General features: G+C 67.3%; 15 protein-coding genes and 1 tRNA gene. 11 read left to right on the plus strand and 5 right to left on the minus strand.

What is annotated here, in order from left to right; all coding sequences use genetic code 11:
- Positions 1 to 28 precede the first annotated feature (28 nt).
- A complete protein-coding gene (gene rpoD / locus FHR56_RS12670) occupies positions 29 to 1,891 on the plus strand; it encodes an RNA polymerase sigma factor RpoD (RefSeq protein ID WP_160945553.1) in 1,863 nt (620 codons plus the stop codon).
- Between the two features lie 251 nt (positions 1,892 to 2,142).
- On the opposite strand, the gene FHR56_RS12675 is transcribed toward rpoD, so the two are convergent.
- From FHR56_RS12675 to FHR56_RS12685, 3 genes are all read right to left on the minus strand, one after another.
- Positions 2,143 to 3,429, minus strand: coding sequence for an AGE family epimerase/isomerase (locus FHR56_RS12675; protein ID WP_160945552.1), 1,287 nt, complete (start codon positions 3,427 to 3,429; stop codon positions 2,143 to 2,145).
- 82 nt (positions 3,430 to 3,511) lie between these two features.
- A complete protein-coding gene (locus tag FHR56_RS12680) occupies positions 3,512 to 4,816 on the minus strand; it encodes a sugar MFS transporter (RefSeq protein WP_160945551.1) in 1,305 nt (434 codons plus the stop codon).
- Positions 4,813 to 5,862, minus strand: coding sequence for a LacI family DNA-binding transcriptional regulator (locus FHR56_RS12685; protein WP_160945550.1), 1,050 nt, complete (start codon positions 5,860 to 5,862; stop codon positions 4,813 to 4,815). The genes FHR56_RS12680 and FHR56_RS12685 overlap by 4 nt, the downstream gene beginning before the upstream one ends.
- A gap of 146 nt (positions 5,863 to 6,008) precedes the next feature.
- Between FHR56_RS12685 and FHR56_RS12690 the strand changes: the two genes are divergently transcribed.
- The 10 genes from FHR56_RS12690 to FHR56_RS12735 all read left to right on the plus strand — a co-directional run bounded on the left by FHR56_RS12690 (position 6,009) and on the right by FHR56_RS12735 (position 23,124).
- The gene (locus FHR56_RS12690; RefSeq protein WP_237473040.1) at positions 6,009 to 8,345 is read left to right on the plus strand and encodes a GH92 family glycosyl hydrolase; all 2,337 of its coding nucleotides are present in this window, start codon (positions 6,009 to 6,011) and stop codon (positions 8,343 to 8,345) included.
- 564 nt (positions 8,346 to 8,909) lie between these two features.
- A complete protein-coding gene (locus FHR56_RS12695; protein WP_160945548.1) occupies positions 8,910 to 12,074 on the plus strand; it encodes a maltotransferase domain-containing protein in 3,165 nt (1,054 codons plus the stop codon).
- The gene (gene treS / locus FHR56_RS12700) at positions 12,071 to 15,424 is read left to right on the plus strand and encodes a maltose alpha-D-glucosyltransferase (protein WP_160945547.1); all 3,354 of its coding nucleotides are present in this window, start codon (positions 12,071 to 12,073) and stop codon (positions 15,422 to 15,424) included. Before FHR56_RS12695 ends, treS begins: the two co-directional genes overlap by 4 nt.
- Positions 15,421 to 17,604 carry a 1,4-alpha-glucan branching protein GlgB gene (gene glgB / locus FHR56_RS12705; protein ID WP_184502637.1) on the plus strand — a complete coding sequence of 728 codons (2,184 nt, stop codon included), beginning with the start codon at positions 15,421 to 15,423 and terminating at the stop codon, positions 17,602 to 17,604. The genes treS and glgB overlap by 4 nt, the downstream gene beginning before the upstream one ends.
- A gap of 351 nt (positions 17,605 to 17,955) precedes the next feature.
- A tRNA-Ile gene (locus tag FHR56_RS12710) sits at positions 17,956 to 18,031 on the plus strand.
- A gap of 124 nt (positions 18,032 to 18,155) precedes the next feature.
- Entirely contained in the window at positions 18,156 to 19,838 is a 1,683-nt protein-coding gene (locus FHR56_RS12715; RefSeq protein ID WP_160945545.1) for a hypothetical protein, read from the plus strand.
- A 297-nt stretch (positions 19,839 to 20,135) separates the two neighbouring features.
- Positions 20,136 to 20,819 (plus strand): SymE family type I addiction module toxin, encoded by a 684-nt coding sequence (locus tag FHR56_RS12720; protein WP_160945544.1) that lies wholly within the window; start codon positions 20,136 to 20,138, stop codon positions 20,817 to 20,819.
- Positions 20,820 to 20,903: 84 nt separating this feature from the next.
- The gene (locus FHR56_RS12725) at positions 20,904 to 21,161 is read left to right on the plus strand and encodes a helix-turn-helix transcriptional regulator (RefSeq protein ID WP_160945543.1); all 258 of its coding nucleotides are present in this window, start codon (positions 20,904 to 20,906) and stop codon (positions 21,159 to 21,161) included.
- A 1-nt stretch (position 21,162) separates the two neighbouring features.
- The gene (locus FHR56_RS12730) at positions 21,163 to 22,503 is read left to right on the plus strand and encodes a type II toxin-antitoxin system HipA family toxin (protein ID WP_160945542.1); all 1,341 of its coding nucleotides are present in this window, start codon (positions 21,163 to 21,165) and stop codon (positions 22,501 to 22,503) included.
- A 132-nt stretch (positions 22,504 to 22,635) separates the two neighbouring features.
- A complete protein-coding gene (locus tag FHR56_RS12735) occupies positions 22,636 to 23,124 on the plus strand; it encodes a hypothetical protein (protein WP_160945541.1) in 489 nt (162 codons plus the stop codon).
- Between the two features lie 137 nt (positions 23,125 to 23,261).
- Here the strand turns inward: FHR56_RS12735 and FHR56_RS12740 are convergent, their stop codons facing one another.
- Together FHR56_RS12740 and FHR56_RS12745 are read right to left on the minus strand one after the other, a co-directional pair.
- Positions 23,262 to 23,633 carry a sigma-70 family RNA polymerase sigma factor gene (locus FHR56_RS12740; protein ID WP_255421422.1) on the minus strand — a complete coding sequence of 124 codons (372 nt, stop codon included), beginning with the start codon at positions 23,631 to 23,633 and terminating at the stop codon, positions 23,262 to 23,264.
- Positions 23,630 to 24,379: an SDR family oxidoreductase gene (locus FHR56_RS12745; protein ID WP_160945540.1), complete on the minus strand. Its 750-nt coding sequence runs from the start codon at positions 24,377 to 24,379 to the stop codon at positions 23,630 to 23,632. Before FHR56_RS12745 ends, FHR56_RS12740 begins: the two co-directional genes overlap by 4 nt.
- Between the last annotated feature and the right edge of the window lie 25 nt (positions 24,380 to 24,404).

The raw sequence follows: 24,404 nt of genomic DNA on the forward strand, positions 1-24,404 counted from the left end.
CACCTACCTGCCGGTGGCGCGAGCACTCATGGCCAACGAACGTCCTGCCCAGCAATCCGACATCAAGCAACTGATCAGCAAGGGCCTGGAACAGGGCTATCTGACCTACGCGGAAGTCAACGACCATCTTCCCGACGATCTGGTCGACCCCGAACAGATCGAAGACATCATCGGCATGATCAACGGCATGGGCATCGATGTCCATGAAGTTGCGCCCGATGCCGAAACCCTGTTGCTCAACGACGGCAACACCGGCAACCGCGAAGTCGACGATACCGCAGCCGAAGAAGCCGCGGCGGCGCTGACCGCGCTCGACACCGAGGGTGGCCGCACCACCGATCCGGTGCGCATGTACATGCGCGAGATGGGCACAGTAGAACTGCTGACCCGTGAAGGCGAGATCGCCATCGCCAAGCGCATCGAGGAAGGCCTCGGCCAGGTGCAGGCCGCGCTGGGCGCGTTCCCGCTGGCGGTGGAGACCCTGCTCGAGGACTACGAACAGCACAAGGAAGGCAAGAAGCGCCTGGCCGAGATCGTGGTCGGCTTCAACGACCTGATCGAGGAAGAGCCGGCGCCGCCGGTCGCGGTGTCCGACGACGACAGCGCCGCCGATGCCGATGCCGACGAGGATGACGACGACGACGTCGACACCGCCGAAGAGGACGCCGGCCCGACCGGTCCGGACCCGGCCGAGGTCGCGCGGCGCATGGAAGTGCTGGCCACCGAGTACGCCAAGTTCAAGAAGGCCCACGCCAAGAACGGCGCCGAGCACAAGCTGGTCACCAAGCTGCGCAACGACATCGCCGAGGTGTTCGTCACCCTGAAGCTGCCGCTGCCGCTGACCGACGTGCTGGTGCGCAAGCTGCGCGACACCATGGCCCAGGTCAAGGACCACGAGCGCCGCGTGCTGCATCTGGCCACCCACGTGGCGCGCATGCCGCGCAAGGACTTCATCCGCTCCTGGGAAGGCAACCAGACCAACGTGGCCTGGGTCGACGACGCGCTCAAGCGCAAGCAGAAGTGGTCGTCGGCGCTGCGCGACGTCAAGGACCAGATCATCGCCGAGCAGGAAGCCACCGTCGCGGTGGAGCAGGCCACCTACCTGAGCCTGGCCGAGCTGAAGGAAATCAGCCGGGCCATGGCCTATGGCGAAGCCAAGGCGCGCAAGGCCAAGAAGGAAATGGTCGAGGCCAACCTGCGCCTGGTGATCTCGATCGCCAAGAAGTACACCAACCGCGGCCTGCAGTTCCTCGACCTGATCCAGGAAGGCAACATCGGCCTGATGAAGGCGGTGGACAAGTTCGAGTACCGCCGCGGCTACAAGTTCTCGACCTACGCCACCTGGTGGATCCGCCAGGCGATCACCCGCTCGATCGCCGACCAGGCGCGCACCATCCGCATCCCGGTGCACATGATCGAGACGATCAACAAGTTGAACCGCATTTCCCGGCAGATGCTCCAGCAGTACGGCCGCGAGGCCACCCCGGAGGAGCTGGCCAAGGAAATGGACATGCCGGAGGACAAGATCCGCAAGGTGATGAAGATCGCCAAGGAGCCGATCTCGATGGAAACCCCGATCGGCGACGACGAGGATTCGCATCTGGGCGACTTCATCGAGGACACCAACGTGGAGTCCCCGATCGAGAACACCACCAACATCAACCTGTCCGAGACCGTGCGCGACGTGTTGGCCGGCCTGACCCCGCGGGAAGCCAAGGTGCTGCGCATGCGCTTCGGCATCGACATGAACACCGACCACACCCTCGAGGAGGTCGGCAAGCAGTTCGACGTGACCCGCGAGCGCATCCGCCAGATAGAGGCCAAGGCGCTGCGCAAGCTGCGTCACCCGAGCCGCTCGGAACAGCTGCGCAGCTTCCTCGATATCGACTGATCGAGCGCGGTTCGCGGCAACGAAAAAGCCCCGCCAGGTGCGGGGCTTTTTTGTGGGCGGAGGAAGGAGTCAGCCGCTACCTAGCGTGTGGATGTTGCCATGTGACGCGCCGCCGCCGTCGCCCGGCCGTCGTAGGAGCGGCTTCAGCCGCGACCTGGCCTTCCCGGGAACGCCCGGTCGCGGCTGAAGCCGCTCCTACGACCGACATATAAGGGCGCCGGATCGCCGGCGCTCTGCTTGCCACGTCGGCGTTACGCGAACGCCTTGCTGCCGCGCATCACCGCCAGCACATCATGGCAGGCACCCATGGTGTGGTAGTCGGTCTTGCCGGCCGGGCTCTTCTCGTCGCTGTAGCTACGGTTGTCGCGGCTGAGGATGCGGAACCAGGCGCCGTAGCGGTGGTCGACCAGGTGCTCCCAGGAGTACGCCCACAACTTGTCGTAGGCGGCGCGATACGTGGCGTCGCCAGTGGCGGCCAGCAGCCGCGCCGCGGCGGCGATCGCTTCGGCCTGCACCCAGAAGTACTTGTCGTCGTCGCAGAAGTAGGTCGGCGCCGCGGCCACGTCGGGCACGCCGACCACCGGCGCCTCTTCGGTGCCGGAGGCGAAGCCGTAGACGATGCCGCCATGCTGCGCGTCCCAGCCGTGCGCCAGGGCAGTGTCGAACAGGTGCCGCGCGGTCGGCAGCAGCCAGTCCGCCGCAGTGCCGGTGGCGGCCTGCAGGTGCCCGTGCAGCAGCACCAGCAGCTTGGACCACTCGACCTGGTGGCCGGGCTGGAAACCCCATGGCCGGAACAGGTGCTTGGGGTTGTCGCGGTTGTAGTCCCAGTCCACCTGCCAGTTCGCGTCGTAGTGCTCCCACACCAGGCCACCGGCCAACGCGGCCTGGCGGCGGGTGATGTGGTCGGCCAGCAGCAGCGCGCGCTGCAGGTAGCGCGGCTCGGCGCTGGCCTCGTAGGCGGCGATCAACGCTTCGCACAGGTGCATGTTGGCGTTCTGGCCGCGGTAGCTGGAGAACGTCCACTCCGGCGTCGCCTCGTCGCAGTACAGGCCGGCGGCGGCATCCCAGTAGCGGGTTTCCAGCAGCTGCCAGGTCTCGTCCATCCACGCGTCGGTATCCAGGCCGGCCTTCTTCGCGGTGGCGTAGGCCAGCAGCACGAAGGCGGCGCCGTAGGCGTGCTGGGTGCGGTCCTCGGCTACGCCATCGCGCAGGGTCCACACGTAGCCGCCGCTGGCGGTATCGCGGTGCACCTCGCGCAGGTAGCGCAGGCCGTGGCGCGCGGCGTCCAGGTACTCGGCGGCCAGCGCCGAGTCGGCGAATTCGATCGCCGCCATCGCGTAATTGAAGACGAAGCGGGTGCTGCTGACCAGGTGGCGATGGCCGGCGTCGTACACGCTGCCGTCGTCGCGGAAGTAGTGGAAGAAGCCGCCCGCCGGGTCGATCGCGCGCGGGTGGTAGAAGGCCATGGTGTCGGCGATGTGCGCGCGCAGGACGGCGGCGTCGGCGAAGTCGGGCAGGGGAGTGGCGGGCAGGTTCATGCGATTGGCTGGCAAGCTGGTTGAGAGAGGGGAAGGCAGCGGCGCACGACGGCGTGAGCGCCGCCGCCGTGCCGGGAGAGGATCAGTGCATCACGCGCGCAGTCGGCGCGGTGGCGGGCGCGGCCGCCGCCAGGTCCGGCGACAGGCGCGAGCCGCGCAGGCCGTACCAGACGATGTAGGCGTAGCACAGCAGCGGGATCACGAAGGCGTGCTGGATGCCGATGGCGTCGGCCAGCGCGCCCTGCGCCAGCGGCACGATGGCGCCGCCGACGATGCCCATGATCAGCAGGCTGGAGGCCTTGCTGGTGAGCACGCCCAGGCGCTCGATGGCCACGGTGAAGATGGTCGGGAACATGATCGAGTTGAACAGGCCGATCGCGATCACGCTCCACATCGCCACATGGCCGGTGCTGAGCATGGTGGCGATCAGCAGCAGCGAGGCGATGCCGGCGAAGGTCGCCAGCAGCTTGCGCGCCGGGACGAACTGCAGCAGCGCCGCGCCGGCGAAGCGGCCGACCATCGCGCCGCCCCAGTAGAACGGCAGGTAGCCGCTGGCATCGGCTTCGGTCAGGCCGCCGGTGGTGGGGCCGGAGATGTAGTTGATCAGGAAGCTGCCGATCGACACTTCCGCGCCCACGTACATGAAGATCGCCACCACGCCCCACAGCAGGTGCGGGTGGCGCAGCGCGTCGGCGAAACGGTGCTGCGATTCGGTGCTGGCGTCGGTGTCCTCGCGCAGTGACGGCACCCGCATCACCAGCACGAACACCGCCAGCAACAGCAGGCCGCCGGCCAGCATCAGGTAGGGGATTTCCACCGAGCGCGCCTGCTCGATGCGGTAGGCGGACAGCTGCTCGGGGTTCATCGCCGCCAGCTGATCGGCGCCGAGCACCGCGCCGGCCAGGATCAGCGGGCCGATCAGCCACGGGAACACGGTGGTGCCCAGCGAGTTCAGCGCCTGCGCGAAGTTGAGCCGGCTCGGCGCCTTCTCCGGCGCGCCGATCAGGCTGATGTACGGGTTGGCCGCCACCTGCAGCAGGGTGATGCCGCTGGCCAGCACGAACAGCGCGGTCAGGAACAGCGGATAGGAGGGCAGGCGCGCGGCCGGGTAGAACATCGCCGCGCCGATCGCCGCCACCACCAGGCCGATGACGATGCTGGCCTTGTAGCCGGTCCGCGACACCACCGCGCCGGCCGGCACCGACATCAGGAAGTAGGCGCCGAAGAAGGTGAACTGGATCAGCATCGACTGCGCGTAGTTCATCTGGAACACGGCTTTCAGATGCGGGATCAACACGTCGTTGAGGCTGGTCAGGCCGCCCCAGGTGAAGAAGATCATGCTGACCACCGCGATGGCGGCGGTGTTGGACAGCGGGCGACGGCTCATGCAGCGACTCCGGGAACGGGCGAGAGGGCGACCCGGCTGCTGGCACGCAGGCACAGCCGGGCGGGGGCGATGGTAAGCGCAGGCAGGGCCTGGCGGTGACGCAGCGCGTCCAGCACCAGGCGCGCGGCCTGCATGCCGCGCTCGCGCGGGGCGACGGCGACGGTGCATAGCGGCGGGGTGGCGACGGCGGCTTCGGGGATGTCGTCGAAGCCGATCAGCGCGTAGTCGCGGCCGGCCATGCGGCCGCGTTCGGCCAGGCCGCTGGCCAGGCCCAGCGCGACCACGTCGTTGTAGCAGACCAAGGCGGTCGGCAGCGGGTCGCGCGCGCACAACGCGCCGGCCTGGCGCGCCGCTTCCAGCCGGGTCGGCGCGCACTCGATCAGCCACGCCGGGTCGAGCGCGATGCCGGCGGCGGCCAGCGCCTCGCAGTAGCCGGCGCGGCGCTCGGCGCAGGAGCTGGACTGGCGGTGGCCGCCGAAGAAGGCGATGGCGCGGTGGCCCTGCGCCAGCAGGTGTTCGGTGGCCAGGCGCGCGCCGCGGCGGTTGTCCAGCGCCAGCAGCGGCCAGTCGCCGTCCAGCGCACGATTGAACAGCAGCACCGGCAGGCGCGGCCCCAGCAACTGGCGCAGCCGTGCCGCGTCGGTGTTCTCGGTGGGCGAGAGGATCATCGCCGCCGGGTGGTGCTCGATCAACGAGGCCAGCACGGTCTGCTGGCGCTCCGGCGATTCGCCGGTGCTGCCCATCAGCATCACGTAGCCGGCCTCGGCCAGCGCCGCGTCAACGCCGCCGGCGAACTCGGCGAAGAACGGATTGGCCAGGTCGTTGACCACCAGCGCCACCGCATTGGACGCGCGGCCGCGCAGGCTGGCCGCGCCGCGGTGGTAGACGTAGCCCTGGCGGGCGATCTCCGCCGCCACCCGCGCACGCGTGTCCGCGTGCACCAGCGGGCTGTTGCGCAGCACCAGCGACACGGTCGCCCGCGACACGCCGCAGGCGGCGGCGATGTCGGACACGGTGACGCGTTTGTCGGCGGGAGACGGCGCCACGGCGCATTAGACCGGTTCAAAAGGTCGCTCATCCTGCGCTGTCGGGATTCGATGCGCATTTTGCAGTGCAGCAAGGCATTCCCCGGGCTTTGTGCTATCCGTTTGGATCGATTCGATACGGGGAGCCTGCCATGCGCAGTTCGAGGATGCTGGGCGGCGCTGCCGCACTGCTGCTGGCCGCGCTATGGCCGATCGCGCCCGCCACCGCTGCAACCGGCGCCACCGCCGGCGAGCGTGCGGTGGCGGCGGTGGATCCCTTCATCGGCACCGGCGGCGAAGGCCACACCTATCCCGGCGCCACGGTGCCGTTCGGCATGGTCCAGTTGAGCCCGGACACGCGCATCCAGCCGCGCAAGGATGCCTACGGCTGGGCGGCGGGCTACCGCTACGACGACCGCAGCCTGGTCGGCTTCTCGCACACGCACTTCTCCGGCACCGGCCATTCCGACCTGGGCGACGTGCTGCTGATGCCGATCAGCGGCGCGGTGCGGCTGGAGCGCGGCGACCCGGACAAGCCCGGCAGCGGCTACAGCGCGCGCTTCCGCCACGACGACGAGCGCGCCGAGCCGGGCTACTACGCGGTGACCCTGGACGACTACAAGGTGCGCGCCGAACTCACCGCCAGCGCCCGCGTCGGCGTGCACCGCTACACCTACCCGGCCGGCCAGCCGGCGCACGTGTTGCTGGACCTGCGCACCAGCCTGTACGACTACCCGGGCAAGATCAGTTGGTCGCGGTTGCGCCTGCGCGCCGACGGCACCGTCACCGGTTTCCGCGAGACCCGCGGCTGGGCGCCGGGGCGGCAGCTTTACTTCGCCCTGCGCTTCTCGCAGCCGCTGCGCGGCCACGCCTTCCACAACACCGAGCAGGACATCCCCTACAAGGGCTTCCCGCCGCCGGGCGACAACGACCCCGCCCAGCGCGCGCAGATCGAAGGCCGGCAACTGGTGGGATCATTCGACTTCGGCGACGCCCTGCGCGGACCGCTGCTGGTCAAGGTGGCGATCTCGCCGGTCAGCGAGGACAGCGCCATCGCCAATCTCGACGCCGAAGTGCCGGGCTGGGATTTCGATGGCGTGCGCCGCGCCGCGCGTGCGCAATGGGCGCAGGCGCTGGGCGCGGTGGAGGTGGATGCGCCGCCCACCCAGCGCACCCAGTTCTACACCGCGCTCTACCACAGCCTGCTAGGTCCGACTCTGTTCATGGACAGCGACGGCCGCTACCGCGGGCCGGACAACGCCGTGCACCAGGCGCAGGGCTACACCCACTATTCGACGTTCTCGCTGTGGGACACCTACCGCGCGCTGCATCCGCTGCTGACCATCGTGCAGCCGCCGCAACGCACCAACGACATCGTCAACTCGCTGCTCGCGCACCAGCGCGAAAGTCCCTACGGCGTGCTGCCGGTGTGGGCGTTCCACGGCCTGGAGACCTGGTGCATGATCGGCTACCACGCGGTGCCGGTGATCGCCGACGCGTACATGAAGGGCATCCGCGGCTACGACACCGACGCCGCGCTCAAGGCCATGGTGGCCAGCGCCAACTACGGCCCCTACGACGGCATCGCCCAGTACCGCGAACTGGGCTACGTGCCGATCGACGAGGAGGGCGAGGCCGCCTCCAAGACCCTGGAGTACGCCTTTGACGACTGGACCATCGCGCGCATGGCGCAGGACATGGGCCGCACCGAGGTCGCCGCCACCTTCGCCAAGCGCGCCGGCAACTGGCGCAACGCCTTCGACCCGGGCACCGGCTTCATGCGCGCGCGCAAGCGCGACGGCAGCTTCCGCACCCCGTTCGATCCGGATGCCAGCGGCTACGGCACCGACTACACCGAAGGCAACGCCTGGCAGTACTCCTGGTACGTGCCGCAGGACGTGGCCGGCCTGGCCCGCGCGCACGGCGGCGACGACAAGCTGCTGGCGCGGCTGGACCAGGTGTTCGACGCCAAGGTCGATCCCAAGGTGTTCGCGCACATGGAGGACATCACCGGCCTGATCGGCTGGTACGCGCACGGCAACGAGCCCAGCCACCACGTCGCCTATCTGTATGCCTACGCCGGGCAGCCGTGGCGCACCCAGGCGCGGCTGCAGCAGATCATGCGCAGCCAGTACGCCGCGCGCCCGGACGGCCTGGCCGGCAACGACGACATGGGGCAGATGTCGGCCTGGTACGTGTTCACCGCGCTGGGCTTCTACCCGGTGGCGCCGGCCAGCAACCAGTACATCCTCGGCCGCCCGTTCCTGCCGCGCGCCACCCTGGCGCTGCCCAACGGCAAGCGCTTCACGGTGATCGCCGACGGCCTGGACGATGCGCATCCCTACGTCGGCAGTGTGACCCTCAACGGGCGCCCACTGAACCGCGCGTTCCTGCGCCACGAGGAACTCATGGCCGGCGGCGAACTGCGCTTCACCCTGCAGGCCACGCCCAACACCGCCTGGGCGGCGGCGGGCGCCGAACGCGCCTATTCGATGAGCGAATGAAGGGCAGTTCCCGTATTCGAGCGCGTCTCCCGTAGGAGCGGCTTCAGCCGCGACGGGGCGTTCCCGGTAAGGCTGGTCGCGGCTGAAGCCGCTCCTACGAGGGTAAGCGGCATCGGCCTGGGATATGGTGCCCACAGGTTGAGAGAGGCGTTGAAGCCGCGCGGGCGCGCGTCTGCACTTGGATGACGGCCGAGGCTTCCGCGCGCGGCCCTTGTGCGCGACTCAAGTACGAGCGTCAGCATCGCGTGAATGTTTGCGGTGGGTTGCGTTGCGCATGCCGCCGCGCAACGTGCTTCACCACACACCGTCACCTCGTGTCGCGTCACATGCACGCGCATTTAATGTCATCCACACATTCCATTTGCGGCGTTCGTGGTCTTGTGGCGCGGCTGCATCGCATCGCGCGGACCGGGTGCGCCGGCACCGTCGCGCATTCTCAAAGCGCGTCCGCGTGCAGGCCCATTCCGTTCCGGCGCCGTTGCCATGCGACGGCGCGATCGGCGCTGCCGGCAACGGCGCGCAGAGGCGACGTGTCCTTCTCATTCGTCGAACGGGATCTTCCGAATGCATGTCTGCCTGCTGTCCCCCTTTCCTCTTCACGATGCGGCCGCGCTCGACGCGGCCATGGCGGCGGCGCAGGCACAGGGCTGCGATCACATCGTCCTACCCAATCCGTTCGCACAGGACGCGGACGGACGCCTGCACGATCCGGCGGCCGACGACGCCGCAGGTCAGGCGCAGTTGCGCAAGTGGATCCAGCGTGCCGAACAGCATGGCCTGCGGATCGTGCTGGATCTGCGTATCGACGAAATCGGCGGAAGCAGCCGCCTGCTGCAGGAGCATCCGCATTGGTTCCGCGCGCGCAGCTCGGCGCTGCCGGACCCGCGCGCCGAACGCGCCGCGCCGGACATTGCGGTGGGCCGCTTCGCCTCCGCGGAAGAAGGCGCGGGCCTGGCGCAGTGGTGGAGCGCGCGCCTGGTCGACTGGCTGCGCAGCGGCGTGGCCGGCTTCCGCGTGTTGCATCCCGAGCGCATCCCGGCGCCGTTGTGGCGCACGCTGATCGGCGAGGTCCACGCGCAGGCGCCGCACGCGCGGCTGCTGGCGTGGACGCCCGGCTTGGGCCTGGACGCCTTGCGCGGCCTGGGCGGCGCCGGTTTCGATGCCGCGTTCTCCTCGCTGGCCTGGTGGGACGGCCGCGGCGACTGGTTCTTCGACGAGGACAGCGCCTTGCGCGCGCTGGCGCGTTGCGTGGTCGCCACCGTCGATGCCGGGACGCCGACGGAGACGTCGTTGCCCTTGCCGCGCGCGCAGCGGCAGCGCCTGGCGGCCGCCTTCGGTGGGGCCTGGGCGATCGCCGCGCAGGACACACCGACGGAACACGGGCAGTCCGCGCCTGCGCAGCACGGCACGGCCGAGGACGACGCGACCACGCCGGCCGCATCGCTGCCCGACGCCACCGCATCGCTGCGCCTGCGCCCGCTGCTGCGCGACGGCGCGCTGACCGCGGTCGCGGTGGAGCCGCTGGACGCCGCGCCGTGGCTGGTGCTGCTCAACAGCGACCGCGACCACCTGCTGCCGGTGCCGGGGCCGGCGCTGCTGCGCCTGCTCGGCGACAGCGAGGGCCTGCTCAGCGACCACGGCGAGCCGATCCAGGGCGAGCAGGGCGGCACCCTGGAAGCGGGCGAGGTACGCATCTATCGCAGCCTGCCGGCGCGCCCGGTGCTGACCGCGGCACGGGCGCGCACGCCCGCCGAGGTCGCCGCGGGCGAGGCACGGGTGTGCATCGAGGCGGTGACACCGTCGGTCGACGACGGGCGCTTCCCGGTCAAGCGCACGGTCGGCGACCGTGTGTGCGTGGAAGCCGATGCGTTCTGCGACGGCCACGACCGTATTGCCGTGGCGCTGTTGTGGCGCGCCGCCGATGCGCGCACCTGGTCGAGCGCGCCGATGCGCGCGCTCGGCAACGACCGCTGGCGCGGCGAGTTCCCGCTGCAACGCCTGGGCCGTTACGAGTTCCGCATCGAGGCCTGGCGTGACGTCTACGCCACCACCCATGCCGACCTGGAAAAGAAGCGCGCCGCCGGCACCCTGTTGCCGGTGGACGTGCAGGAGGCGCTGGCCCAGGTCGAGGCGGCGCGCGGGCGCAGCCGCGGCGCGCTGGCCACGCGGCTGAAGGCCATCGCCACCCGCATCGCCCGCACCGACGACCTGGCCGAGAAGGCGCAACTGCTGCTCGAGCCCGACACCGCCGAGGCGATGGCGCGTGCCGACGCCAAGCCGTTCCGCACCGAATGCCCCATGACCTTCCGGGTCGAGGCCGAACGCCGCGCCGCGCACTTCGCCAGCTGGTACGAACTGTTCCCGCGCTCGCAGAGCGGCGATCCGCAGCGCCACGGCACCTTCGACGACGTGATCGCGCGGCTGCCGCACATCCAGGCGATGGGCTTCGACGTGCTGTACATGCCGCCGATCCATCCCATCGGCGAGAAGAACCGCAAGGGCCGCAACAACGCCGTGACCGCCGAGCCGGGCGAGCCCGGCAGCCCGTATGCGATCGGCTCGGCCGAGGGCGGGCATACCGAGGTGCATCCCGAGCTGGGCGGGCTCGACGGTTTTCGCCGCCTGCGCGCGGCCGCGGCCGAGCACGGCCTGGAGCTGGCCCTGGACTTCGCCATCCAGTGCGCGCCGGACCATCCGTGGCTGCGCGAGCACCCCGACTGGTTCACCTGGCGCGCCGACGGTTCCATCCCGTACGCGGAGAATCCGCCGAAGAAGTACCAGGACATCGTCAACGTCGACTTCTACGCCAGCGGCGCGGTGCCGGCGTTGTGGAACGCGCTGCGCGATGCGGTGCTGTTCTGGGTCAACGAAGGCGTCACCCTGTTCCGCGTCGACAACCCGCACACCAAGCCGTTCCCGTTCTGGGAATGGTTGATCGCCGAGGTGCGCGGGCGCCATCCGCAGGTGGTGTTCCTGTCCGAGGCCTTCACCCGGCCCAAGCCGATGTACCGGCTGGCCAAGGTCGGCTTCTCGCAGTCCTACACCTACTTCACCTGGCGCCAGCACAAGGCCGAGCTGCAGGCCTACATCGAGGAACTCAACAGTGGCGCGCCCAGCGAGTGCTTCCGCCCGCACTTCTTCGTCAACACGCCGGACATCAATCCGCTGTTCCTGCAGCACAGCGGGCGTAGCGGCCACCTGATCCGCGCCGCGCTGGCGACCACGCTGTCCGGGCTGTGGGGCATGTACCAGGGCTTCGAACTGTGCGAGGCCACGCCGCTGCTGCCGGGCAAGGAGGAGTACCTGGATTCGGAGAAGTACCAGTTGCGCGTGTGGCCGGAGCGTGCCCCGGGCGACATCGTCGAGGAGATCACCCGCCTCAACCTGCTGCGCCGCCAGCATCCGGAACTGCAGTCGCACCTGGGCACGCGCTTCTACGTGGCGCACAACGAGCAGGTGCTGTACTTCGGCAAGTTCCTCGACGCCGCGCACCTGGCGCGCGGCCGCAGCCTGGTGCTGGTGGCGGTGAGCCTGGACCCGTATGCGCCGCAGAACGCGGAGATCGAAGTGCCGCTGTGGGAGCTGGGCCTGCCCGACCACGCCAGCGTCGCCGTGCGCGACCTGTGGGACGGCCACGACTTCACCTGGTACGGCAAGACCCAACACATCCGCCTCGATCCGTCGCGGCCGTTCTCCCTGTGGCGCATCCGCGCCGGAGCCCCTGCATGAATGTCGCCGCGCCGTCGTCCCCCCAACTCGAGCCGCGCGCACCGGCCGGCGATGCGCGCTGGTACAAGGACGCGATCATCTACCAGGTGCACGTCAAGTCGTTCTTCGACTCCAACGACGACGGCATCGGCGACTTTCCCGGGCTGATCTCCAAGCTCGACTACATCGCCGACCTGGGCGTGGACACGATCTGGCTGCTGCCGTTCTACCCCAGCCCGCGCCGCGACGACGGCTACGACATCGCCGAGTACATGGCGGTGCATCCGGACTACGGCAGCATCGCCGACTTCCAGCGCTTCGTGGAGCAGGCGCACGCGCGCGGCATCCGCATCGTCACCGAACTGGTGATCAACCACACCTCCGACCAGCATCCCTGGTTCCAGCGTGCGCGCATGGCCCCGGCCGGCTCGCCCGAGCGCGCGTTCTACGTATGGTCCGACAGCGACCAGGACTACGCCGGCACCCGCATCATCTTCTGCGACACCGAAAAGTCCAACTGGACCTGGGACCCGGAAGCCGGCCAGTACTTCTGGCACCGCTTCTACTCGCACCAGCCGGACCTGAACTTCGACAACCCAGCGGTGCTGGAGGCGGTGCTGGAAGTGATGCGCTTCTGGCTGGATCTGGGCGTGGACGGCCTGCGCCTGGACGCGGTGCCGTACCTGATCGAGCGCGAAGGCACCTCCAACGAGAACCTGCCCGAGACCCACGCCATCCTGCGCCGCATCCGCGCCACGCTCGATGCCGAATACCCCGACCGCATGCTGCTGGCCGAGGCCAACATGTGGCCCGAAGACACTCAGCAGTACTTCGGCGAGAACGCCGACGAATGCCACATGGCGTTCCACTTCCCGCTGATGCCGCGCATGTACATGGCGATCGCGCGCGAGGACCGCTTCCCGATCACCGACATCATGCGCCAGACCCCGGAGATCCCGGAGAGCTGCCAGTGGGCGATCTTCCTGCGCAACCACGACGAGCTGACCCTGGAAATGGTCACCGACTCCGAGCGCGACTATCTGTGGCAGACCTACGCCGCCGATCGCCGCGCGCGCATCAACCTGGGCATCCGCCGGCGCCTGGCGCCGCTGCTGGAGCGCGATCGCCGCCGCATCGAACTGATGACCTCGCTGCTGCTGACCATGCCCGGCACGCCGGTGCTGTACTACGGCGACGAGATCGGCATGGGCGACAACATCCACCTCGGCGATCGCGACGGCGTACGCACGCCGATGCAATGGTCGATCGACCGCAATGGCGGCTTCTCGCGCGCCGATCCCGCCGCGCTGGTGCTGCCGCCGATCATGGACCCGCTGTACGGCTTCCAGGCGGTCAACGTGGAAGCGCAGCAGCGCGACCAGTACTCGCTGCTGACCTGGACCCGCCGCGTGCTGTCGGTGCGCAAGCGCTACCGCGCCTTCGGCCGCGGTGCGCTGCGCTTCCTCTACCCGGGCAACCGCCGCCTGCTCGCCTACCTGCGCTGCCACGAGGACGAGACCGTGCTGTGCGTGGCCAACCTCTCGCACACGCTGCAGGCGGTGGAACTGGACCTGTCCGAGTTCGAGGGCCGGGTGCCGGTGGACATCCTCGGCGGCGGCAGCTTCCCGCCGATCGGGCGCCTGACCTACCTGCTTACCGTGCCGGCGTTCGGGTTCTACGCCTTCCAACTGGTCGGCAATGCCACCCTGCCGGACTGGCACGTGCCGGCGCCGGTGCCGTTGCCGGATTACCAGACGCTGGTGCTGCGTAGCGGCACCGACAGCGCCGGTCTGCAGCCGCACCTGCCGACGCTGGAGCGCGACATCCTGCCGACATGGCTGTCCACGCGGCGTTGGTTCGCGGCCAAGGACCGCGCACTGCGCAGCGTGCGCATCGCCCGGCGCACGCCGCTGTCCGGCGGCGACGGCCTGACCCTGCTGGAGATCGAGGCGGAGCTGGACGACGGCGCGCACGAGCGCTACATCCTGCCGCTGGGCATCGTCTGGGAGCGCGAGCAGCCGAGCGTACTGGCCGAACAGTTGGCACTGGCGCGCGTGCGCCACGGCCGCGAGGTCGGCTACCTGACCGATGCCTTCGCGCTGAAGCCCTTCACCCTGAGCATGCTCGCCGCGCTGCGCGACAAGGCGGAACTGCGCGTGGATGGCGAGACTGGCAATGATGCCGGCACCGAGCGCATCCGCTTCTGCCCGACGCCGGCGCTGCAGCGCGTGGACATCCCCACCGACCCGGAGATCCGCTGGTTGTCGGCGGAGCAGAGCAACAGCTCGCTGATCGTCGGCGACGCAGCGGTGTTCAAGCTACTGCGGCGCGTGTCGGCCGGCATCAACCCGGAGATCGAGATCGGCGAGCGCCTCACCGCGCTGGGCTATGCCAACGCCGCGCCGCTGCTGGGCCATGTCGCCCGCGTCGAGGCCGACGGCAGCGAGACCACACTGGCCCTGCTGCAGGGCTTCGTGCGCAACCAGGGCGATGCCTGGCGCTGGACGCTGGACCACTTGTCACGCGGTGCCGAGGAATACGACGCCGCGCAGGACGATGCCGCGCGGTTGGAGAGCGTGGCCGGCTACGACGCCTTCGCCGCCCTGGTCGGCCGGCGCCTGGCCGAACTGCACGCGGTGCTGGCGCAACCCACCGACGCGCCCGCGTTCGCGCCGCAGCCGGTGGACGCGGCCGCGGCGCAGCAGGTGGTGGACGGCGTGGTGCACGAGGTGCAGGCCATGTGGGACACGCTGCTGGCGCATCGCGACGCCAACGACGACCCGGCCGAACACGCCGCGGTGGACAGCCTGCTGGCCGAGCGCGCGCGCCTGGATGCGTGGCTGCAGCAGGCGCCGTCGCTGTTGTCCGGTGCGCTGCTGACCCGCGTGCATGGCGACTTCCACCTCGGCCAGATCCTGGTCGCGTTCGACGACGTGGTGCTGATCGACTTCGAAGGCGAGCCGGCCAAGTCGCTGGACGAGCGCCGCGCCAAGGCCAGTCCGCTGCACGACGTGGCCGGCTTCCTGCGTTCGCTCGACTACGCCAGCGAAGTGTCCGCGCGCGGCGAGGAGGGCACCGCCGCGCGTGTGGGCGCGGGCCTGGACACCGCGCAGGAGGCGTTCCTGGCCGCGTTCCGCAGCCGCGCCAGCGCCGCGTTCCTGGCCGCCTATCGCGGCGTGCTCGACGTCAGCCCGCACCCGTGGGTGGCACCGGCCGCGTTCGAGGCCACCACCTTGCTGTTCCTGATCGAGAAGGCCTGCTACGAAATTCGCTACGAGGCCGCCAACCGCCCGGCATGGATCATGGTGCCCATACAGGGACTGTTGCGCATACTCGACCGCTTTCCCGCGCCCCAGGAGTCGATTCGATGAGTGATGCCGTCCACGTCTGGGACGACGCGACGCAACGCGCCTTCGCCACCGCCCGCCACGGCGACCCGTTCGCCGTGCTGGGCGCGCATCGCTTCGGCAATGCGCGGGTGCTGCGCAGTTACCAGCCGGGCGCCGATGCGGTGCTGGCGGTGCTGGAGGACGGCAGCGACGTGCCGCTGCAGCAGGGGCCGGAAGGCTTCTTCCACGCCGAACTGCCGGGCGAGGGGCGCTACCGCCTGCGCATCCGCTGGCCCGGCGGCGAGCAGGACACCGCCGACGCCTACGCTTTCGGCCCACAACTCAGCGACTTCGACCTGCACCTGATCGCCGAAGGCCATCACCTGCACCTGGCCGATGCGCTGGGCGCCAACGTGGTCGAGGTCGACGGCGAACGCGGCACCCGCTTCGCGGTGTGGGCGCCCAACGCCTCGCGCGTGGCGGTGATCGGCGACTTCAACAGCTGGGACGCGCGCCGTCACCCGATGCGCCTGCGCCACCAGGCCGGCGTCTGGGAGCTGTTCGTGCCCGGCGTCGGCCCCGGCGCGCGCTACAAGTTCGCCCTGCGCGGCCCGCGCGGCGAAGAACTGCCGGCCAAGGCCGACCCGGTCGCGCGCCAGGCGGAACTGGCGCCTGGCACCGCCTCCATCGTCGCCGACCCCACGCCGTTCCAGTGGCGCGACGACGCCTGGATGGCCACCCGCGCGCGCCGCCACGCCCCGCAGGCGCCGATCAGCGTGTACGAGGTGCACGCCGGCTCGTGGATGCACGCCGCCGACGGCAGCATGCTCGACTGGGACGCGCTGGCCGAGCGGCTGATTCCCTACGTGGCCGACATGGGCTTCACCCACATCGAACTGCTGCCGGTCACCGAGCATCCGTTCGGCGGCTCCTGGGGCTACCAGCCGCTGGGCCTGTTCGCGCCGACCGCGCGCTTCGGCAGCCCGGAAGGCTTCGCCCGCTTCGTCGATCGCTGCCACCGCGAGGACATCGGCGTCATCGTCGACTGGGTGCCGGCGCATTTCCCCACCGACGCGCACGGCCTGGCCCACTTCGACGGCACCGCCCTGTACGAACACGCCGACCCGCGCGAAGGCTTCCACCGCGACTGGAACACCCTCATCTACAACCACGGCCGTCGCGAAGTCTCCGGCTTCCTCATCGCCAGCGCGTTGGAGTTCCTGCAGCGCTACCACGTCGACGGCCTGCGCGTGGACGCCGTCGCCTCCATGCTCTACCGCGACTACAGCCGCAACGCCGGCGAGTGGGTGCCCAACATCCACGGCGGCCGCGAGAACTACGAGAGCATCGCCTTCCTGCGCCGGCTCAACCAGGTGGTGGCCGACCAGGCGCCCGGCGCCATGACCATCGCCGAAGAATCCACCGCCTGGCCCGGCGTCACCGCCGACCTCGCCCACGGCGGCCTGGGCTTCGACTACAAGTGGAACATGGGCTGGATGCACGACAGCCTGCACTACATCCAGCTCGACCCGATCTACCGCCGCTACCACCACGGCGAGCTGACCTTCAGCATGGTCTATGCGTATTCCGAGCGGTTCATGCTGCCCATCTCCCACGACGAAGTGGTGCACGGCAAGCGCTCCCTGCTTGGCCGCATGCCCGGGGACGACTGGCAGCGCTTCGCCAACCTGCGCGCCTACCTCGGCTACATGTACACCCACCCCGGGCGCAAACTGCTGTTCATGGGCTGCGAGATCGCCCAGCCCACCGAGTGGAACCACGACGCCGCGCTGCCCTGGCACCTGCTCGACCAGCCGAACCATCGCGGCATCCAGCGCCTGGTCCGCGACCTCAACCGCCTCTACGCCGAACACCCCGCACTGCACGCCCGCGACGACGAACCGGAAGGCTTCGCCTGGGTCATCGGCGACGACGCCGGCAACAGCCTGTTCGCCTACCTGCGCAAGGCCCGCAGCGGCGACACCCCGCTGCTGGTGGTGGCCAACCTCACCCCGCAGGTGCACCACGGCTACCGCATCGGCGTGCCCCGCGCCGGCCGCTGGCGCGAACTGTTGAACTCCGACAGCGAGATCTACGGCGGCAGCAACACCGGCAACGGCGGCAGCGTGCGCACCGAGAACGTCGGCGCGCATGGGCATCCGGCGTCGCTGTCGCTGACCATCCCGCCGCTGGCGGTGTTGGTGCTTGGGGTGGAGGAGTAGGGCGAGAGACCAGAAGGAGCCGCGGTGAGAGGGCGGAAAGAGCCGGCTGTTCGGAGAGAAGCCGGCTGTTGTGGGAGGGACTTCAGTCCCGACGCTTTCCCGACCCACTGTCGCATCTGAGTCGCAAGCGCACTGACTGCCAAGGATGCGCACCGATCAGGTGTAGTCCTTGCGGCCCAACGCCCTGAGCCCGCAGGCCGAGCGCAATTCTCGGCCCCGTCTACCGCCCCGGGCAGACAGCCCACCACCCCGACCGGTAAACTCACGCCCGCCTCGGCGCCTTCCTCTGCATGCACGCCAGAGGCGCCAAGCCGGCGGCCAACGCATCGCCCGCCCGCTCCGGACGCGTCCGGGCCTATAGCTCAACGGTTAGAGCAGAGGACTCATAATCCTTTGGTTCCAGGTTCGAATCCTGGTGGGCCCACCATGCAAGCTAGGTCGGGCGTAGCGAGCGACTATTGGGTTAGAAGTGAATCTGACCCTGAGGTTTCCCGGGAAGTGAATCTGACCCCGTTACTTAGAATCAAGTCCCGAAAAAGGATCAAAGACTGATGATGAGCGAACGCCATTACTCCGAAGAAGAGGTCAAAGATTTGACCGACAGGGTCTTCTTACTGCGGCAGAAGCTCGAGGAGGGAAAGGTCCACATTGCGGATCATCTCATCGAAGGATTTCGTGCGAGCTACGAGGCTATTCGACTGAGAGGTGACGGGCTTGTCGACCCGGCCACGGTCGATGGTCGTATTCGAAGTTCGACGCTTGCCATCCGATATTTCCAGTATAGGAATGAGGCTAAAGACGCCATTAGCACCGGAGATATCCAGGACGCCTACTTTCGGATGCTCTATGTACAGTTCGGCTGGATGATGGACTTTATGCTAAAGCATGGTCTGAATCCTCATCAGGCGAGCCTTGCATTCGTCAGAGATCAAACTTTTGTCAAACAAGTGAAGGAAAATCTTGCTGAGTTGGCGAGTGGAATCAGGGAGTTCTGGGAAGGCGTTGGTGACTCGGGCGCATATCATCTTCAGGATGGGCCGCAGTTAAAAGCAACATTCTCTGGTGACCTCTTCCCCTCTCACTGGGAGAATGCAGTTTCCACGGCGGGTTTGTACATCGATACCATTGTGTTGCCTTGCCCCATCCTCCGGATAGCGCCAATTTTGGGTATCTATCCAGATCGAGAAGTGGCGCGTTTTTTCGCAAAGCATGTTCTCACGGCAATGTCGTACCGCGATGTGGCTACTGCAAATGTGGAACCGCCTATCGTTCTGATCCTGCCTCATCCGGACGATATCCATCGTGGCAAGAGCGGTGATCTCTTAGTCCGGGCGACACCAGCCGTTCTCAAGCACGCTACGTATCTGTTCGGCCGTGAATTTTCCGATCTCGACCATTATCAGGATTTCTGTTCGGACTTGAAGACCATCCAACAAGTCATGGGGGAGCTTAAGAGGCCAGACCGCATCCTGTTCGACACGACGTGGGAGCAGGGCGCAGAAGCTCAGTTAACGCGGATGATGCGTGATCCTCAACCGGCGCTGCCTGGCTTTGATCCTCACAACGCTGGCCATCAGGTGTTTGGTGCGAGCGTGGGTCGAATGCCGCAGGCGCTGGCGTCAAAGGAGACCGCGCGGCACTTTGGGGGCACGCCATTCATCAGTGCTCCAACTTCATGGGATTACTACACTTGGTTCTTGGAGTACGAGTCAATCAGGTCGAGTGGCGAAATGCGGGATCTAAAGTCCACGCATGTTGTCCGGGCGTTGGTTGCAGAAGGGAAATGGAGCCTGTCATGGCTTGGAAAGGTTCCGCCAGAAACAGTTCTGCAGATTCGAAAGAACGGTCATGCGGAAGAACTGCGTCATATTCTGAGTGCAGGACTAGACGAGTTGATTGCGTTGAGGCCAGACAACTACTACCGGACATCCGACCGCGTTGTGGAGAACCTTAATCGAGCCTTTGAAGAGCATCAGCGCCAGTTGCTTGATGCGCGAAACAAGAAGCTTAAGCTCTACGGTATAGACGTTGCCAGCTTCCTGGCTACTGGCTCAATTGCTGTTACGGCCGCGCTAACCGGTAGTCCAGAATTGGGTGCTGTTTCCGGAATTTTGGGAATTGCAGGTCTACCCAATCTTCGAGAGATCAAGTCTAAGTTTAAAGAGCAAGCCGATGCGGACCTAGTAAGGATGAAATCTCCGACAGGCCTGCTCTTCAGGCATGTGAGGTCATAGCGAGGCAGTGTACATTTGTCACAAACGGTGGCTACTTGGCGCTCGATAACGGAGTCAGGTTCACTTAATTGGCACTGGCGCGATTTCCTATAGATGTCTATAGACGTTTCGTTTTAAAAGTTGACAGCTTCTTTAGTTTGGGCGGGTATCTATTTGCTACGGAAAGTTCCGCGGCCGGGTTTGGTCTCCCGAAATCACTTGGCGACTCGCACTCAAATGGAGGACGTCATGTCCTGTAGCGCTTCCGCTCGTTCGAGGACCAAATCCCCTCGCCGCGCCGTCAAGTCGGCACCCTGCTTGCTCAAGCTCGAATCATCCGACCCCTTGAATGCGATTGCCGCCGAGCCGCTGCTTGGCGCGTCGGCGCCGCCGTTGTGTCCCGATGCCGACAAGGACCCAATGCCCAGGCGCTCAATCCCGCGCCGCCCCACGCAATGCACTATCGGCTACCGCTACTACGATGTTGACCGCAACGGCATGCGGGTCGGGCGGCAGGTGCCGAGCTTGCGCTTGTATGGCCTATGGCTGGAAGGCATCGGCTTTGCGGTGGGTGGCAAGGTGCGGATCACGATGGCCAATGTCGCCCTGCTGATCACGGTCGTGCCGGCGGTGTCGCCGCCTGCGGCGAAGAAGCGACGCAGTTGCGAGGTGGCACCGCAGCCGCTTGGTGTGGGGCATCGGCCGTCCCAGTGGGCAATGCGGACCTTGTGCGGCGACTGGCCGCCCCCAATCACCGCAGAAACTGCGGTGATTGGGCCAAGGAGTCCAAAACCCCAGGCATCGGGACCGATGCAGTTGGCCGAGGGCATTGCCTATAGGCTTCCAGCAAATTCCACCATTGGCAGGCGCGTCATGCCAACGCGCTTGGCGCGTTCGTCAACTCAGCCCGTCTCCGCGCCCACTGCACCGCATCTCTGTCGTAATGCACGTGCTCGGCCATCCGGCACACGGCGTCAGCGCGGGAGGATCGCGTACGCATGAAGCGGTTTACCCGAATATCAGCTATTTGAATTTACTCGTTTTGCAGGTATTTTGCTTTTAGCTGAATGATGGGTACAACCCCAAATGCCGCCACGCCACGTTCTGGCCACCGCAACGCAACTAGGCGCGACGCTGCAGGCCGCACGCAAAGCCCAGGGACTGACCCAGTCTGCACTGGCCGGCCGTCTCGGCCTGAGCCAGTCGCGGGTTTCCCATCTGGAGTTGAACGCCCACGCGTTGAGCGTTGAACAACTCTTGGCCTGGTGCGCGGCGCTGGGGTTGGAGCTGACTATCGGCACTCGCAGCGACCCCACCGCCGCCAACGCGCAAGCGGAGTGGTGAGATGGGGCGTCGCTCGCACAGCCGCAGCCTCTCCATCTGGACCAATGGCGTGCGCGTGGCGCGCTGGACGCTTCCTGCGCGCGGGGAGATGGAACTGCACGACGACGCGGACTGGGTCGGCGCCGACATTGGTCGGCCGCTGTCGCTTTCGCTTCCGTTCAACCTGCAGAACCAGCCGCTCAAGGGCGAGAAGGTCTTCAACTACTTCGACAACCTGCTGCCGGACAGCGATGCGATCCGCCGGCGAGTGGCGCAGCGCTTCCGTGCGTCGTCCACCGATCCGTTCGATCTGCTGAGCGCGATCGGGCGCGACTGCGTGGGGGCGGTGCAGATTCTTGGCGAGGACGAGGTGCCGCAGGATGTCGAATGTATCGACGGCGTACCGCTGTCCGAAGAGGACATCGAACGGCACCTGATCGAAACCGTCTCGCCGCATGCCTTCGCCGCACACCGCGACCCGGATGCGGATTTCCGCATTTCCTTGGCCGGTGCGCAGGAGAAGACGGCCTTCCTGTGGTGGGAGGGGCAGTGGTACGCGCCGCGCGGCGCCACGCCGACCAGCCACATCTTCAAGCTGCCGATGGGCCTGGTGGGCGGGCGGCGGGCGGATTTCAGCACCTCCGTCGACAACGAATGGCTGTGCTTGCGGCTGTTGAAGGCGTATGGTTTGAACGTGGCCGATGCGCGCATCGCCCCCTTCGGCCAGCAGCGCGTGCTGGTGGTCGAGCGCTTCGACCGGCGCCTGGCGCCCAATGGGCAGTGGCTCATGCGCCTGCCGCAGGAAGACTTCTGCCAGGTCGAAGGCTGCTCGCCGCTGCGCAAGTACGAGAACGAAGGCGGTCCAGGGCTCAAGGCCTTGTTCGGCACGCTGCGCCAGTCGGTCGATGCCGAGGCCGACATGAAGACGGTGCTGGCGGCGCAGGTGCTGTTCTGGTTGCTGCGCGCGCCCGATGGTCATGCCAAGAATTTCAGTATCCAGCTGCTGCCGCGTGGCCGCTTCCGGTTGACCAGGCTGTATGACGTGATGTCGGCCTATCCGGTCTTGGGCGACGGCCCCCATCAATGGTCGCCTTACGACATCAAATTGGCCATGGCGTTGCTTGGCAAGAACAAGCATTACGCGATGCACAGCATCCAGCGCAGGCACTTCAGCAGCACGGCGCAGCGGGTCGGCTATGGGCCGACGGCCGAGCCGCTCATCGAGGAGATCCTAGCGCGCACGCCGGCCGCCATCGCCGAGGCGCGCGCGGACCTGCCGCAGGATTTCTCGCCGCGCGTCGCAGACGCCATCCTAGGCGGGCTCGAACAGGCTGCCGCGGCGCTCGAAGGGATGACTGCATAGCTAACGAAAAATGGGGAGAGGGGGGGCGGAGCGAACTTGTTCGCATCAGTTCCGAATGAGCAAGGACCCAAATCCATGTGGTGTGAGATGTGCTCTGACCCCAGGCTTCTAACCGTGGGCCATACTGCGCAGATGAACATCCTTCGATTGATCTTATGCCTCAGCTGGCTCTTGATCGCTGGCCCCGCGTTCGCAGGGGCCAGCCGCTGCGATCTGCACGAATTCACCAGCTCGCGTGAGTTGCACCGGTTCCTGAGCCTTCGCGCCGTTGATATCGTCAGGCAGGCAGAAAACTCCGGTGGAGGACTCGCGGCCCTGGTCGACCCAACCGCAATGTTTAACCTCGGCGCCGGTGATGTGGGGCGTCCGTTGGGCACAGGCATCGACGGCGCTCGTGCGCTTGCGCGAACCATGCAGGCCGACTTGTACCGTTTCCTTGGTTGGGACTCCATGGACATGGAACCCAATGCCTGCTCAGAGCGTGAGGTGGAGGTCGAGGTCGAGTTCATCGACAGCCAAGGCAAGCGCGTTTCTAGCGTGAAGTTCACATTCGAGGTGGAGCGCGTTCGCTTGGTGAGTGCCGTGGGCTGGGAAAAATCGTTCGAAGCGGGTCAGTTGTAGAAGCGATTCGAGCAGAGCTGATTGAACCAGGGTGTCACGACACCCATAACCCCGTGTTGTCCAGTTGCAGCCGGCGGTCCAGCGATTGCCAGGCCGATTGAAGTCGTCGAGTTCCATCATGGTCTCCATGGCGTGTCTTAGTGAAATTCGTCGCGGATGCGCTGTTTCAGGCGTCCGATCTTGGTGGAGACATTGCTTTCGGTGATGCCGAGGATCTGGGCGATCTCGCGTTGCGGGCGGTCTTCGAGGTAGAGCAGCAACAGTGCGCGGTCCAGCGGCGGCTGGCGGGCGATGACGTCCTGCAGCAGTCGAAGCCGCTGTTCGTTCTCCGGGTCCATGGCGTTGCCGTCGGCCACGTCGTACAGGGTTTCGTCCAGCGGCATCGCGTCGTGCCGCTGCCGCAGTTCGCGGTTACGCAGGTGGCTGATCGCACACCGCTGGGGGCTTACTCCAGTGGCACAACTGCTAGGCGCGCCATGCGAACGCACCTGAGGCGGCCGTCGGCTCATCCCGCCTCCGCCGCCCACTGCACCGCATCCGCCCCGGCGGGCAGATGCAGCGGCGTCGACGGATCGGTCGCCGCGCGCCAGACGGCTTCGGCGACGTCCTGCATGCGCGTGCCCGGGCCGGTGGAGTTGGCCATCCGCGCGATGGTCTGGCGCATGAAGTCGCCATAGACTGCGTCGTCCATGCCGCGCAGCCGGGTGCGGGCGGTGTCGCGAAAACGTGTCTCGCCCGAGGATCCGGGCAGCACGAGGCGCACACGCACACCAAATGGTTCGACTTCGCTTGCCAACGACTCGGTGAAGGCATTCACCGCCGCCTTGGCCGCACGGTAGATGCCGACCAGCGGCAGCGGCTTGTAGGTGACGCTGGAGGTGACGTTCACCACGACGCCGCCACCGCGCGCCCGCATCTGCGGCAACACCGCCTGGGTAAGCGCCATCGTGCCGAAGGTGTTGGTGTCGAACAGGGCGTGCACGGTGTCCATGTCCATCAATTCGAACGGGGCGGGTGCGCCGAAGCCGGCGTTGTTGACCAGCACGTCGATCGGGCCGGCCGCCGCCACGGCGGCGCGGATGCTCTGCGCGTCGGTGACGTCCAACGGCAGTACGCGCAGCTGTGCCGATGGCGGAAACAGGTCGTCGCGCGGGGTGCGCATGGTGGCGAGTACCCGCCAATCGCGGGCGAGGAAGTAGTGGGCGGTTTCCAGGCCGAAGCCGGAGGAGCAGCCGGTGATCAGGACGGTCTTCAAGGGAATTCCTTTGCGCGTGGACGAG

The sequence above is a fragment of the Xanthomonas sp. F10 genome (assembly GCF_014206815.1).
Taxonomy (GTDB): Bacteria; Pseudomonadota; Gammaproteobacteria; order Xanthomonadales; family Xanthomonadaceae; genus Xanthomonas_A; species Xanthomonas_A indica.

Excerpts from the sequence above, each read along its gene's own strand:
- rpoD (WP_160945553.1), top strand. The coding sequence starts at position 29 with ATGGCCAACGAACGTCCTGCCCAGCAATCCGACATCAAGCAACTGATC.
- FHR56_RS12675 (WP_160945552.1), bottom strand. The coding sequence starts at position 3,429 with ATGAACCTGCCCGCCACTCCCCTGCCCGACTTCGCCGACGCCGCCGTC.
- FHR56_RS12680 (WP_160945551.1), bottom strand. The coding sequence starts at position 4,816 with ATGAGCCGTCGCCCGCTGTCCAACACCGCCGCCATCGCGGTGGTCAGC.
- FHR56_RS12690 (WP_237473040.1), top strand. The coding sequence starts at position 6,009 with ATGCTGGGCGGCGCTGCCGCACTGCTGCTGGCCGCGCTATGGCCGATC.
- FHR56_RS12695 (WP_160945548.1), top strand. The coding sequence starts at position 8,910 with ATGCATGTCTGCCTGCTGTCCCCCTTTCCTCTTCACGATGCGGCCGCG.
- treS (WP_160945547.1), top strand. The coding sequence starts at position 12,071 with ATGAATGTCGCCGCGCCGTCGTCCCCCCAACTCGAGCCGCGCGCACCG.
- glgB (WP_184502637.1), top strand. The coding sequence starts at position 15,421 with ATGAGTGATGCCGTCCACGTCTGGGACGACGCGACGCAACGCGCCTTC.
- FHR56_RS12715 (WP_160945545.1), top strand. The coding sequence starts at position 18,156 with ATGATGAGCGAACGCCATTACTCCGAAGAAGAGGTCAAAGATTTGACC.
- FHR56_RS12725 (WP_160945543.1), top strand. The coding sequence starts at position 20,904 with ATGCCGCCACGCCACGTTCTGGCCACCGCAACGCAACTAGGCGCGACG.
- FHR56_RS12730 (WP_160945542.1), top strand. The coding sequence starts at position 21,163 with ATGGGGCGTCGCTCGCACAGCCGCAGCCTCTCCATCTGGACCAATGGC.
- FHR56_RS12735 (WP_160945541.1), top strand. The coding sequence starts at position 22,636 with ATGAACATCCTTCGATTGATCTTATGCCTCAGCTGGCTCTTGATCGCT.
- FHR56_RS12740 (WP_255421422.1), bottom strand. The coding sequence starts at position 23,633 with ATGAGCCGACGGCCGCCTCAGGTGCGTTCGCATGGCGCGCCTAGCAGT.